The sequence below is a fragment of the Ornithinicoccus sp. genome (genome assembly GCF_057176825.1).
Genome location: NZ_CM169976.1, coordinates 3540892 through 3553597 on the forward strand (window position 1 = coordinate 3540892; position 12706 = coordinate 3553597).

Annotated in this window: 12 protein-coding genes and 1 pseudogene; 9 read left to right on the forward strand and 4 right to left on the reverse strand. The window is 71.0% G+C overall.

The features are described from left to right. Positions 1 to 34: 34 nt before the first annotated feature. The gene (locus AC1QRC_RS17675) at positions 35 to 1927 is read right to left on the reverse strand and encodes an ABC transporter ATP-binding protein (protein WP_484204548.1); all 1893 of its coding nucleotides are present in this window, start codon (positions 1925 to 1927) and stop codon (positions 35 to 37) included. Positions 1928 to 2098: 171 nt separating this feature from the next. Here AC1QRC_RS17675 and AC1QRC_RS17680 point away from each other — a divergent pair, with 171 nt between their 5' ends. Next, the gene (locus AC1QRC_RS17680) at positions 2099 to 2710 is read left to right on the forward strand and encodes a MarR family winged helix-turn-helix transcriptional regulator (RefSeq protein WP_484204549.1); all 612 of its coding nucleotides are present in this window, start codon (positions 2099 to 2101) and stop codon (positions 2708 to 2710) included. Between the two features lie 108 nt (positions 2711 to 2818). On the opposite strand, the gene AC1QRC_RS17685 is transcribed toward AC1QRC_RS17680, so the two are convergent. The 3 genes from AC1QRC_RS17685 to AC1QRC_RS17695 all read right to left on the reverse strand — a co-directional run bounded on the left by AC1QRC_RS17685 (position 2819) and on the right by AC1QRC_RS17695 (position 5781). Next, a complete protein-coding gene (locus tag AC1QRC_RS17685) occupies positions 2819 to 4120 on the reverse strand; it encodes an ammonium transporter (protein ID WP_484204550.1) in 1302 nt (433 codons plus the stop codon). Positions 4121 to 4331: 211 nt separating this feature from the next. Then, complete coding sequence (locus AC1QRC_RS17690; protein ID WP_484204551.1) at positions 4332 to 5351, reverse strand: o-succinylbenzoate synthase; 1020 nt, start codon at positions 5349 to 5351, stop codon at positions 4332 to 4334. 28 nt (positions 5352 to 5379) lie between these two features. Continuing rightward, the gene (locus tag AC1QRC_RS17695) at positions 5380 to 5781 is read right to left on the reverse strand and encodes a VOC family protein (protein ID WP_484204552.1); all 402 of its coding nucleotides are present in this window, start codon (positions 5779 to 5781) and stop codon (positions 5380 to 5382) included. Between the two features lie 19 nt (positions 5782 to 5800). Here AC1QRC_RS17695 and AC1QRC_RS17700 point away from each other — a divergent pair, with 19 nt between their 5' ends. From AC1QRC_RS17700 to AC1QRC_RS17735, 8 genes and pseudogenes are all read left to right on the forward strand, one after another. Beyond that, positions 5801 to 6766, forward strand: a complete 966-nt coding sequence (locus tag AC1QRC_RS17700) for a 1,4-dihydroxy-2-naphthoyl-CoA synthase (protein ID WP_484204553.1) — start codon at positions 5801 to 5803, stop codon at positions 6764 to 6766. Positions 6767 to 7118: 352 nt separating this feature from the next. Next, positions 7119 to 7793, forward strand: coding sequence for a DUF3800 domain-containing protein (locus AC1QRC_RS17705; protein ID WP_484204554.1), 675 nt, complete (start codon positions 7119 to 7121; stop codon positions 7791 to 7793). Positions 7794 to 8663: 870 nt separating this feature from the next. Then, positions 8664 to 9299 carry a hypothetical protein gene (locus tag AC1QRC_RS17710; protein ID WP_484204555.1) on the forward strand — a complete coding sequence of 212 codons (636 nt, stop codon included), beginning with the start codon at positions 8664 to 8666 and terminating at the stop codon, positions 9297 to 9299. Positions 9300 to 9379: 80 nt separating this feature from the next. Further along, positions 9380 to 10531: an o-succinylbenzoate--CoA ligase gene (gene menE, locus AC1QRC_RS17715; protein WP_484204556.1), complete on the forward strand. Its 1152-nt coding sequence runs from the start codon at positions 9380 to 9382 to the stop codon at positions 10529 to 10531. Positions 10532 to 10551: 20 nt separating this feature from the next. Then, positions 10552 to 10806, forward strand: a complete 255-nt coding sequence (locus AC1QRC_RS17720) for a PLDc N-terminal domain-containing protein (protein ID WP_484204557.1) — start codon at positions 10552 to 10554, stop codon at positions 10804 to 10806. Between the two features lie 4 nt (positions 10807 to 10810). Further along, positions 10811 to 11686, forward strand: a complete 876-nt coding sequence (locus AC1QRC_RS17725; protein ID WP_484204558.1) for a 1,4-dihydroxy-2-naphthoate polyprenyltransferase — start codon at positions 10811 to 10813, stop codon at positions 11684 to 11686. A 110-nt stretch (positions 11687 to 11796) separates the two neighbouring features. Continuing rightward, positions 11797 to 12156: pseudogene (locus tag AC1QRC_RS17730) on the forward strand (YdeI/OmpD-associated family protein); the annotation flags it as partial. Between the two features lie 16 nt (positions 12157 to 12172). Further along, positions 12173 to 12688, forward strand: a complete 516-nt coding sequence (locus tag AC1QRC_RS17735) for a ferritin (protein ID WP_484204559.1) — start codon at positions 12173 to 12175, stop codon at positions 12686 to 12688. Positions 12689 to 12706 lie beyond the last annotated feature (18 nt).

Here is a 12706-nt window from a genome sequence, read left to right on the forward strand (position 1 = left end):
GCCGACCCACGCCCCCGGAGAGGGCGACCGGCGCTCAGGCGGCCAGGGCTGCCCGGAGCTCGGCCTCCAGCTCGGCGTCCAGGTCGTCCGGGCGCTGGCCCTGGCCACCGTTGGCGGCAACGAGCGCGGCATACGCGCCGTGGGCTGCGACGAGGTCGTCGTGAGTCCCGGTCTCGCGGACCCGCCCCTGCTCGAGGACCACGATCTGGTCGGCGTCGCGGACCGTGGAGAGCCGGTGCGCGATGGTGATGACGGTCCGTCCGCGGCCCAGCTCGTCCAGGGCAGCCTGGACGGCGAGCTCGGTGCGGGTGTCCAGCGCACTGGTGGCCTCGTCGAGGATCAGCACGCGCGGGTTGCGGAGGAGGGTGCGAGCCAGCGCCAGGCGCTGCTGCTCGCCACCGGAGAAGCGGTGGCCGCGAGAGCCCACCATCGTGTCGTAGCCATCCGGCAGCGAGGTGATGGTGTCGTGCACCTGGGCGGCCCTGGCAGCCCGCTCGATCTCCTCGTCGGTGGCATCGGGGCGGGCGAAGCGCAGGTTCTGCCGCACCGTGGCGTGCAGCAGGTAGGTCTCCTGGGACACCACCCCGACCACCGCGGCGCGCTGCTCGGAGGTCAGGTCGCGCAGATCGGTGCCGTCCAGCGTGATCCGCCCCGCGGTCGGGTCGTAGAGCCGGCAGACCAGGGCCGCCAGGGTGCTCTTGCCGGACCCCGTGGGACCGACGATGGCCACGTGCGACCCGGGCGCGATGTCCAGGTCGATGTTGCTCAGCGCGTCCCGGTCGCCGTCGGTGTGCCGGAAGCTGACGCTCTCCAGCCGCACCCTGCCCAGCGCCCGCGCCGGGTCGAGCGCCACCGGCTGCGCCGGCTCGACCACGCCGATCGGCAGGTCGAGGTACTCGAAGATCCGGCTGAACAGCGCCATCGACGCGGTCACCTGGACCCCCACGTTGAGCAGCCCCATGACCGGGCGGAAGATCCCGGCCTGCAGCGCCGTGAAGGCGACCAGCGTCCCGATCGTGATGCCCTCGGAGGTCACCGGCAGCCCGGCGATCAGGTAGAGGAGCGCCGGGATGACGGCGAACACGATGCTCATCGTGGCGGTGCGCCAGCGTCCCGCGATCTGGGCGGCGACCTCCAGGCCGAGCAGGTCGGAGGAGGCGGAGTGGAACCGGTCGGCCAGGGTCGGGCCGGCCCCGAGGGTCTTGCTGAGGCGGGCGCCGCTCACCGACAGCGACTCCTCGACCTGCGCGTGCATGCCGGCGAGCGCCTTCTGCCGGCGCTCGGTGGCATCACGCCGCAGCCGGGCCACCGAGCGGGTGACCAGCACGGCCGGCGGGATAACGATCAGGGACAGCAGCGCGAGCTGCCAGCTGAGGGCGACCATCGCGATGAGCGTGCCGATCACGGTGGCCACGTTGGAGGCCAGTGAGGTCGCGGTCGAGGTGACCACGCCCTGCAGGCCGGAGATGTCGTGGGTCAGCCGCGACTGCACCTCTCCCCCGCGGGTGCGGGTGAAGAAGTCGAGCGACTGCCGCTGCAGGTGGCTGAACATGTCGGTGCGTAGCCCGTGCATGATCTTCTGCCCGACCGTGGTCGACATCCAGGTCTGGATCACGCCCAGCACGGAGGTGACGACGGCGACACCGACCATCGCGCCGACCAGGATCAGCAGCAGCGTCACGTCCTGGTGCGGGATGGCGTCGTCGACGATCGCCTTGGTGAGGAACGGGGTGGCCAGCCCGATGGTCGAGCTGGCGATGATGATGGCCAGCACCACGGTGAGGGTCCACCGGTGCGGGCGGAAGAGGGCGAACACCCGGGAGGCGCTCACCGGGTGGCTCTTCAGTTGGGCCTTGTCCTTGGGGTCGGGGCGGGCGGAGTCTGCTCCACGCCCACCCCCGGAGCGAGTCTGGAACGCGGTGTCCATGCAACCACTCCCTCTCTGTCTCGTGGCCGGTCATCGGTGCCGGCCGAACTCTCGTTGTCGATACAGAGGTTACCTCATTTTGTGGTTACCCCGCAAGTCTGCTACGCTATGCCCCAGTGGCAGCCACGCATCAACAGAGCACCATCAGGCGCCACGTGAGGGGAGAAACCCATGAACCACAAGAACGAGAACCACGACCTGCACGACGGCCGCGAGCGCCACGGGCGCCGCCACCGTCACGAGCTGGACCTCAACGACCCCGAGCTCACCGAGCTGGACCTGGTGATGCACCTGGCCCGCCGGCTGCGCCGGGGAGCAGCCGTCGAGACCGCGCCGTGGGGCCTGTCGCCCCACCAGGCCCGCGCCCTCCAGGCCATCGCCTGGCGCGAGCGGGGTCGCCACGGCCGTGGCGGCCGACGCGGCCACCGAGCCGAGCGCGCCCCCGAGGGCGCCGAGCGGACGGAGCGCGCCCCCGAGGGCGCACAGGGCCTGCGGGTCAGTGCCCTGGCCGAGCGGCTGCAGATCGCGGCCCGGTCGGCGACCGAGGTCGTCGACTCCCTCCAGGAGGCCGGGCTGGTGCAGCGCACCCCCGACCCCCAGGACCGGCGGGCCGTGCTGCTGACGCTGACCGAGCGGGGCACCGAGGTGACCCGAGAGATCCGCGCCGCACGCCGCAAGGCAGCCGCCGACGCGGCCGCCACGATGAGCGAGCAGGACCGCGCGCAGCTGCGCCGACTGCTCGTCCAGCTGCTCGAGTCCCTCGACGCGCAGCCCCAGGGCTGACGCGCGAGGCGACGGACACGGCATACGGTGCCGTGCCCTGACCGACAGAGAAGGACCCCCGGCGCCACGTGCCGGGGGTCCTTCGTCGTGGGGTGCTGCAAGCTCCGGTCAGACGGAGACGGGCTTGCCCTCCTCCACGTCCGCGTCCGCGGGGGCGTCGGCGAGGTAGTCCTGCTCCACCGGGGCGTCGTCGGTGAAGACGTAGGCGATCTCCCGGTGCTCGGACAGGTCCACGCCGCGGGCCTCGTCCTCGGGCGAGACGCGGAACCCGATGGTCTTGGCGATGGCCAGCGCGATCAGCAGCGTCAGGACCCCGGTGTAGACGAAGGTCACCACGGTGGCGGCGACCTGGGCGACCAGTTGGTCGGCGCCGCCGCCGTAGAACAGGCCGCCGCCGACGCCGTCGATCGGCAGGGCCAGGAAGCCCAGGGCCAGGGTGCCGATGAGGCCCGCCACCAGGTGCACGCCGACCACGTCGAGCGCGTCGTCATAGCCGAAGCGGTACTTCAGGCCGATCGCCAGGCAGGAGCCGACACCGGCGAGGATGCCGAGGACGATCGAGCCCACGGGGCTCAGGTTGGCGCAGGCGGGGGTGATGGCGACCAGGCCGGCCACCACACCGGACGCGGCGCCGATCGCGGTCGGCTTACCGTCGCGGATCGCCTCGGTGACGTTCCAGGCGATCATCGCGGCGGCCGGGGCCACCAGGGTGTTCACCCAGATCAGGCCGAGCTCCTCGGCCGAGCCCGCGGCCCCGCCGTTGAAGCCGAACCAGCCGAACCACAGGAGCGCGGCGCCGAGCATCACGAACGGCACGTTGTGCGGCCGGTGGAAGCCGGGGGCCCAGCCGTTGCGGCGGCCGATCACATAGACCAGGACCAGCGCGGCGAGGCCGGCGTTGATGTGCACCACGGTGCCGCCGGCGAAGTCGATGGCCACCCCGAAGGTGCGGCCGACCAGGCCGTCCTCACCGAGCAGGCCGCCACCCCAGACCATGTAGGCCAGCGGGGCGTAGACGAGAGTCACCCAGATCGGCACGAAGACCATCCAGGCGCTGAACTTGGTGCGGTCGGCGACCGCCCCGGAGATGAGGGCCACCGTGATGATGGCGAACGTCGCGCCGAAGCCGACGCCGATCAGGTCGGTCGTGCCGACCAGGTTGCTCAGGCCGAAGAACGCGGTCGGGTCACCGGACAGGCCGCCGAGGATCCCCTCCCCGCCGCTCATCGAGTAGGCCCACAGCACCCACACGACGCCCACGAGCCCGATGGACACGAAGCTCATCATCATCATGTTGAGGGCGGCCTTGGCCCGGGCCATGCCGCCGTAGAAGAACGCGAGCCCGGGAGTCATCAGCAGCACGAGAGCCGCCGACACCATCACCCAGACGTCGCCTGCAGTCAGCTCCATCTTGTGCCTCCAGCGAATCAGGGGGTGCGCAGGGGTCGCACCCGTCGGCCGGTGCGGACGGGCCCGCACCGGTGGCCGGAGTCAACTCCCGCGATGTTTCGCCGGCCGCGCGGTGGTGTTTCGGGGACGTGACGGATGTTTCGGGCAGGTAAAACCTGGGGTGATGGGCGACAGAATCGCTACGAAAATGCGGGTAGGGACGTCAAACCCGCTACGAAAATTGGAGGAGGGATGCGCAGCGGGCGAGCCGATCGAGCCACCAGGCGCGGCGGTCGGGCGGGGCCAGCACCGCCTCGTCGAGGGCCAGGTCGCCGCGGACCGTATGCCGTGCGGCGGCGACGGCGATCGACCCGCCGACGGGGACCAGCGAGGGGTGCGCGACGTCGCGGGCGAGCAACTCGACGGTCCCCAGCCCGCAGGCGTGCTCCAGCTCCGGCAGGGCCGCCGCGAGCGCCACCCCGGCCGCCATCCCCACGGACGTGTCCAGCGCGCTGGAGACAACGGCGGGCAGGCCACAGTCCTCCACGACCCGCAGGGCCGCGGCGACGCCACCCAGCGGCGGGACCTTGACGACCACGAGGTCGGCGGCACCCTCCCGGGCCACGCGCAGCGGGTCCTCGGCGCGCCGGATCGACTCGTCGGCCGCGACCGGCACGTCCACGCCGTCCCGGGCCAGCTCCCGCCGCAGCTGCGCCAGCCCGGCCACCTCCGCGCACGGCTGCTCGGCATACTCCAGCCCGTATGCCGACAGTCGGGTCAGCGCCTCCCTCGCCTGGTCCGGGGTCCAGTTGCCGTTGGCGTCGACCCGGACCCGTGCGGCCGGCCCCAGCACCGCCCGCACCTCCGCGACCCGGGCCACGTCGTCGGCCAGCGACTGCCCCCGCTCGGCCACTTTCACCTTGGCGGTGGTGCACCCGTCGTAGCGGGCCAGCACCTCCCCCACCGACTCCGGCCCGACAGCCGGGACGGTCGCGTTGACCGGCACCCGGTCCCGGACCGGATCGGGCCACCCGGTCCATCCCGCCTCGACGGCGGCGGCCAGCCACCGGGCAGCCTCGGCGTCGCCGTACTCCGGGAACGGCGCGAACTCGGCCCACCCCAACGGACCCCCCAGCAGCACCGCCTCGCGCTGCGCCACCCCGCGGAAGCGCACCCGCATCGGCAGCGCGACCACGGTCGCGACGGCGACCAACTCCTCCGGCGAGGGTGGGGGGACGGTGACGGACGGCATACCGGCAGTGTGCCCTGCCGGACCGGCCTCACATGTCGCGGGAGGACAGCACGCAGAACTCGTTGCCCTCGGGGTCGGCCAGCACGGTCCAGGAGACGGAGGCGTCCTGCCCCACCTCGACCCGGGTGGCCCCGAGGTCCTCCAGCCGGGCGATCTCGGCGTCCCGGTCCTGACTGGTGTGCGGGGCCAGGTCGAGGTGCAGCCGGTTCTTCACCTGCTTGCCCTCGGGGACGGGGACGAAGACCAGCCCCTGGCTGCGCCGCTCCCACGGGATCTCCTGCCAGGTGTCCTCCTCCAACCACCCGGGGACCAGCACGACCTCGTCCTCGGACTCGTGCACCACCTGGTAGTCCAGCACCCGCGCCCACCACTGGGCCTGGGCGTGCGGGTCGTGACAGTCGACGACGACGGTGTACCACTTCAGAGCCATGCACCTATCCTCGGGAACCGTGAGCACCGAGGAAACCCCCGCCAACGACCCCACCGGACAGGACGTGTCCGCTACCTTCGACCCCGCCGACTGGCAGGAGGTGCCCGGCTTCGACTTCACCGACATCACCTACCACCGGGCGACCGGGGAGGGCGCCGACTCCGGGGTGGTGCGGATCGCCTTCGACCGGCCCGAGGTGCGCAACGCCTTCCGCCCGCACACCGTGGACGAGCTCTACCGCGCGCTGGACCACGCCCGGATGACCCCGGACGTCGGCGTCATCCTGCTCACCGGCAACGGACCGAGCAGCAAGGACGGCGGGTGGGCGTTCTGCTCCGGGGGCGACCAGCGGATCCGGGGACGCTCGGGCTACCAGTATGCCGAGGGAGAGACCGCCGACACCGTCGACCAGGCGCGGGTCAAGGCGGCCGGGGGCCGGTTGCACATCCTGGAGGTGCAGCGGCTCATCCGGACCATGCCGAAGGTGGTGATCGCCGTCGTCAACGGGTGGGCGGCCGGCGGCGGGCACTCGCTGCACGTGGTGTGCGACCTGACCTTCGCCTCCCGGGAGCACGCCCGGTTCAAGCAGACGGACGCGGACGTGGGCAGCTTCGACGCCGGCTACGGCTCGGCCTACCTGGCCCGGATGGTGGGGCAGAAGTTCGCCCGGGAGATCTTCTTCCTGGGCCGCACCTACGACGCCGAGCAGATGCACCGGATGGGGGCGGTGAACCTGGTGTTCGACCACGCCGACCTGGAGCGGGAGTCCCTGGCCGCGGCCCGGGAGATCCTGGGCAAGTCCCCCACCGCCCAGCGGATGCTCAAGTTCGCGTTCAACCTGGTCGACGACGGGCTGATGGGCCAACAGGTGTTCGCGGGTGAGGCGACCCGGCTGGGCTACATGACCGACGAGGCCGTGGAGGGACGCGACTCCTTCCTGGAGAAGCGCGACCCCGACTGGTCGGCGTTTCCCTGGTACTTCTGATACGGCGCGTTTGTGCATCTCGTTCGAGGAGTACTGGGCCGACTGGATGTACTGGTCGCGACGCCCGATCATCGACTCACCGCAGATCGTCCATCGCGCCGGCGACAACATCTACGAAGCTTGTCCATTGAGTTCTTCGGGCTCGTCGGATGCTGACGTGGCTGGTCACACACCTCGAGTTGATTTTCCGCTGCGGAGAGCGGGCTTTGGCCCGGAGCAGGGCGACGTGACATCTCGGCGCTCCCCGCATGGCTAACATCGTGCTAAGGTAGGCCTCACTGGGTTGGCGGTGACGTCTAGACCCACATGGAGGCGGGGGTAATCCCCCGCCATTCCTTTCTCAAGGGGGCTCGTGGCCGAACTCAGCATCTTCATTGATGAGTCCGGCCACTTCGATTCAGCCCGTACGGGCTACTACGTCCTCTCTATCGTGCTCCACGAACAGCGGCACAGCATCGCCGAGGAAGTCGGCGTACTTGAGACATCACTGACCGATTTGGGCTTCCCCGGCCACGTCGTCCACTCCGGAGCCGCCATCCGCGGCGAAGAGGGCTACCGCGGCCTGGACATCGCCGCGCGGAAGGCGATCTTCACCAGGTTCATGGCGTTCACATGGAAGGCCACCATCGCCTACCGGCACTTCGTCTTCAGGAAGAAGGAGTTCGGCGACGCACTCAGGCTCGAAGGTGCGCTCGCCCGTCAACTCGGACAGTTCCTGCGGGAGAACGCCGAGTACATGCTGTCCTTCGACAAGGTCATCGCCTACTACGACAACGGCCAGACCGAGGTCTCGCGAACGCTGAACGCCGTGCTCAACGCCTTCTTCTTCGACGTCGAGTTCCGGAGGGTCAAGCCGCACGACTATCGACTCTTCCAAGCGGCGGACCTGTGCTGCACGCTGGAACTACTCCGAGCCAAGGCCGAAGACAACGCCCTGTCCCGCTCCGACCTGTACTTCTTCCGAACCAAGCAGAGGCTGCAGAAGGACTTCCTGCGCAAGATCGCGAAGAAGCGCTTCGACACCTGACCGCCCGACGCGATGTGGCAAAAATGTGGCAGGACGACCAACGGCCATCAGCAACGGCAACCACGTTTGCGCGGTTCGCCGCTCGGGGTGGCCTGGTGAACGTCGCCTACGGCTTGTACCGAGTGCCGGATACAGCCCACGGCCTACGACCAGTTCGCTGAAGCGCTCCTGCGGGCAGGTGAGGGGGCGTACCTGCACAGTGACTCAGTCTTGGCCCTCCTCGGGCTCGCAGACGTGAATCCTCACAGATCAAGGTGGCGGTCCATCGCCGTGCCGGGGCCGTTGACCACGACCGAGTTGGAGCGGGTGAGGAAAGGGCTCCGGCCCTGAGCTACTCAGACCCGCCGCACCCGCTTCACTCGGGATCTCGATGCCGCCCGTGTCCAGTCACTCGCCAGATTCCGGAGCGACTTCGAGGACTCCCCCGCCGCTGGATGGGCGGGAGGTGCAGCTCGACTATCGAGGCCGGTCGTGGTGCACGGTGAAGTTCGGGCTGGGTCTCAACGGGCTCGGCGACGAGGAGCCCGAGTACCATCGTGCTGCCGACCGGGCGGGACTCTTCACCAAGCCGACGGTCGTCGTCGGTGACCGATGGGACACGCTTGAGGCCGAGGCGGCCGGGAGCTGGGTCAACCGCGGCCGGAAGGATGGTGCGAGGCTTCCCCTGGTTCTTCTGAGAGCCCCCTGGGGAATGAGATCGACATCACACCACGAGTTGGGAGCCGTTCGCCATCGGTGCACGTCGCAGGGTTGTTCGCGATTATTCGCCGAGCACACACCCATGAAACAATGGCCCGACCGATGAAACCCGAATGTGGGGGAAGGAAATCCATTATGCGACGCGCACTTGTTAGCGCTCTGGCTGTTCCCGTGCTGCTGCTGTCCGCCTGCGGCAGCGACGACGACGGCGCCGAGGTCGTCGAGCCGGCCGAGCAGGCGACCGAGGACACCGCCGAGGAGACCGACGACGCGGCGGCCGAGACCGACGACGCCACGGAGGACGACGCGGCCGAGACCACCGAGGACTCCGTCATCGGCGGCGGCCAGGACGACTCGACCGAGACCGAGGACGCCCCCGGGGACGACGCGGCCGAGACCTCCGACGGCGCGGACGACTCCGCCGGCGGCGAGGCCACCGGCGACGAGCAGGCTGCTGCCGACCGCACCAAGGAGTGGTTCGTGGCCTTCGTCAGCGGTGACGAGCAGGTCTGCGACATGATGCTGGACTTCCTGGGCGACAACACCACGCCCCTGAAGGACAACCAGTCCAACTACGACATGTGTGTGGACCTGATCCCGGGCATGGTGGGCGACATGTTCACCCCCGAGATGGTGAGCATCATCGAGTCGATGGAGATCAACGGCGCCACGGTCTCCGGCGACACCGCCACGGTGGGCCGCGACAACTTCTCCGACGTCTTCGCCGAGGGCTTCGGCGACACCGAGATCAGGCTGCAGCTGATCGACGGCGAGTGGTACGTCGACATGAACAGCCTCAACGAGTGAGTCCCACCCGTTGAGCGCGGCGGCGCCGGATCCCCAGGGGGTCCGGCGCCGCCGCCGTTTCCGCCCCCTACGCTGGCCGGGTGACGCCGCCCGCACCGCTCGACGTGCCACCCGACGCTGTGCCGGACCAGCTGCTCGACGCGATCCGGGAGCGGCTGGAGGGCGGCTCCGAGGCGCCGGCGGTCGTGCTGGCCACCTCCGGGTCCACCGGCTCCCCCCGGCGCGTGGCGCTGACCGCGGCCGCGTTGCGGGCATCCGGGACGGCCACCCAGCAACGCCTCGGCGGCCCCGGACAGTGGCTGCTGGCGCTGCCGGTCGACCACGTGGCGGGCTTGCAGGTGCTGGCCCGCTCGGTGCTCGCCGGCACCGTCCCCGTCGTGGTGCCGCCGGGGCCGTTCACCGCCGCATCGTTCGCGGAGGCCACGGCCCGCATGGACCCGTCGGTCCGCCACTACACCTCGCTCGTGCCGACCCAGCTGTCCCGCGTGCTCGCCGATCCTGCGGCGGCTCAGGCACTGGCGTCCTACGACGCCGTCCTCATCGGGGGCGCGGCGCTGCCCGACCCGACCCGCGACGCCCTGGACGCGCACGGCGTCGCTGTCGTCACGACATACGGGATGACCGAGACGTGCGGTGGGTGCGTCCACGACGGCTCCCCGCTGGAAGGCGTGCGCGTGGTCCTGGCGGACGACGGGCGGGTCCGGCTGGGCGGGCCGGTGGTCGCCGCCGGGTACCTCGGGATGCCCGAGCTCACCGCGCAGCGGTTCGGCACCGACGAGGACGGCGTGCGGTGGTTCACGACCGACGACCTGGGCGAGCTGGACCCGGCCACCGGGCGGCTGCGGGTGCTGGGCCGGATCGACGACGTCATCAACACCGGGGGGCTCAAGGTTGCCCCCGCCGAGGTGGAGTCGGCGCTGCTCGGGCTGCCGTGGGTGCGGGCCGCCGTCGTCCTGGGCGTGCCGGACCCCGAGTGGGGGCAGCGGGTCGCCGCCGCCGTCGTGGTCGATGAGGAGCAGGCACCGCGGCCGTCCGGAGCCGCCGGTCCGGAGCGGTTGACGGCCTCGGTCCGGGCGGCGCTGCGGGACCGGCTGCCCGCGCACGCGCTGCCCCGACAGGCCCTGGCGGTGGGCACCCTGCCGCTCCTGCCGTCGGGCAAGCCGGACCGGGTGACCCTGACTGCGCTCCTGGCCGCCGGAGATGGCAGAATGGGAGGTCAGACGAGGTCCTGACCGAGTGGAGGAGGAGTCCCGTGCCCCGTGTCATCCTGGCCGTGCTGGTGCTGGCCTTCTCGATCTACTGCGCCGTCGACGCCATCCAGACCGAGGACCACAAGATCCGCAACCTGCCCAAGGTCGTCTGGGTCCTGGTGTGCCTCCTCTTCCCGATCGCCGGAGGGGTGACCTGGTTCATCGCCGGGCGTCCCCGGGAGTCCCTACTGCGCCGCCAGCCGCCTCCCGGCCCCCGCGGCCCGGACGACGACCCCGACTTCCTGCGGGGTATCTGACCCGGTGGCGACGCTGTCTGAGTGGGTTGCCGGTGCGCGCCCACGGACCCTTCCTGCCGCCGTCGCCCCCGTCGCTGTCGGGACCGGCTCGGCCCACACCCTCGGGTCCGCCGACTCCGCGCTGGCGCTGCTCGCGCTCGTGGTCTCGCTCTCCCTGCAGGTCGGGGTGAACTACGCCAACGACTACTCCGACGGCATCCGGGGCACCGACGAGGACCGGGTCGGCCCGCTGCGGCTGGTCGGCTCCCGCCGGGCCGCGCCCGCCAGCGTCAAGGCGGCCGCGTTCGCCTGCTTCGGGCTGGCTGCGCTCGCCGGGCTGGCGCTGGTGGCGCTGTCGGAGTCCTGGTGGTTCCTGCTGGTCGGGGCCGTCGCCATCGTCGCCGCGTGGCAGTACACCGGCGGGCGGCGCCCCTACGGCTACCGGGGCCTGGGTGAGGTCGCGGTCTTCGTGTTCTTCGGGCTGGTCGCGGTGCTGGGAACGACCTACACCCAGGCGCACGCCCTCGACGCCGCCACCTGGGCCGGCGCGTGCGGCGTCGGATTCCTGGCCTGCGCGATCCTGGTCACCAACAACCTGCGCGACATCCCCGGCGACACGACCGCGGGCAAGCGGACCCTGGCCGTGCGCCTGGGTGCCCCCCGCACCCGTTGGCTGTATGTCGTGCTCCTCGCCGGTGCCTTCCTCGCCGCCGCCGGGGCCGCCCTGGTGCACCCGTGGAGCCTGCTGGCGCTGGTCGCGCTCCCGCTGGCGTGGTCCCCCGCCCGCCGCGTACTGACCGGTGCGGACGGACGCGACCTGATCCCGGTCCTCGGTGGCACCGGCCAGGTCCAGCTGGCCTACGCGGCCCTCCTCACGCTCGGCCTGGCACTGTCCGCCTGACCTGCCTCACGGCATACGCACGCCGGATCAATCTCGCGTGGTAACTCTTGGGGCCTATAGGCCCCTTTATCCTCCACGCGAGATCCAGGCGCGCCGCTATCGTCGGGTTTATGGCCGAGGAACTCCCCGAACTGCTCGTCCCCGACGCCTCCGCCTGGCGCGCCTGGCTGGCCGAGCACCACGCCGACTCCCCCGGCGTATGGCTGGTGCTGCACAAGAAGGGGGGCCAGGTCACCAGCCTGACCTACGAGGACGCCCTGCTGGAGGCGCTGTGCTTCGGCTGGATCGACGGGCTCACCCGCCGCCGCGACGACGACAGCTACGTGCAACGGACCACGCCGCGGCGCAGGCGCAGCACCTGGTCGCCCAGCAACGTGGCGCGGGTGACCCGGCTTGAGGCCGAGGGCCGGATGCACGAGTCCGGGCGTGCTCAGGTGAGCCTGGCCAAGGCTGACGGCCGGTGGCCCGCGGTGTAGTTTCGGGACCATGCAGATTCCCGAGAAGCTTGAGGCCGCACTGTCCGACCAGGTGACGATGGAGCTGTCCGCCGCCACCACCTACCTCCAGCTGGCGATCGAGCTGGAGAACCTCGACCTGACGGGCATGGCGTCCTGGATGCGGGCCCAGTCCGAGGAGGAGCGGGTCCACGCCGACAAGTTCATCGCGCACATGCTCGACCGGGGCTCCTCGCCCCAGATCGGCACCATCGAGGGGCCGAAGCTGAACGTCGCGACGGCCCTGGACGCGTTCGAGGCCTCCCTGGCGCACGAGGAGCACGTCTCCGCCGCGATCCGCGACCTCTACCGCCTCGCCGAGGCCGAGGGCGACCTGGACTGCCGGCCGCTGCTGCACTGGTTCCTCGACGAGCAGGTCGAGGAGGAGTCCACGGTCGGTGAGATCGTGAACCGGCTCAAGCTGATCGGCGACGACGGGTCCGGCCTGCTGCGCATGGACGCCGAGCTGGGCGCCCGCAACCCGGTGGTCCAGGGCGAGAACGAGTAGCCCCGGGGGATCACCCGG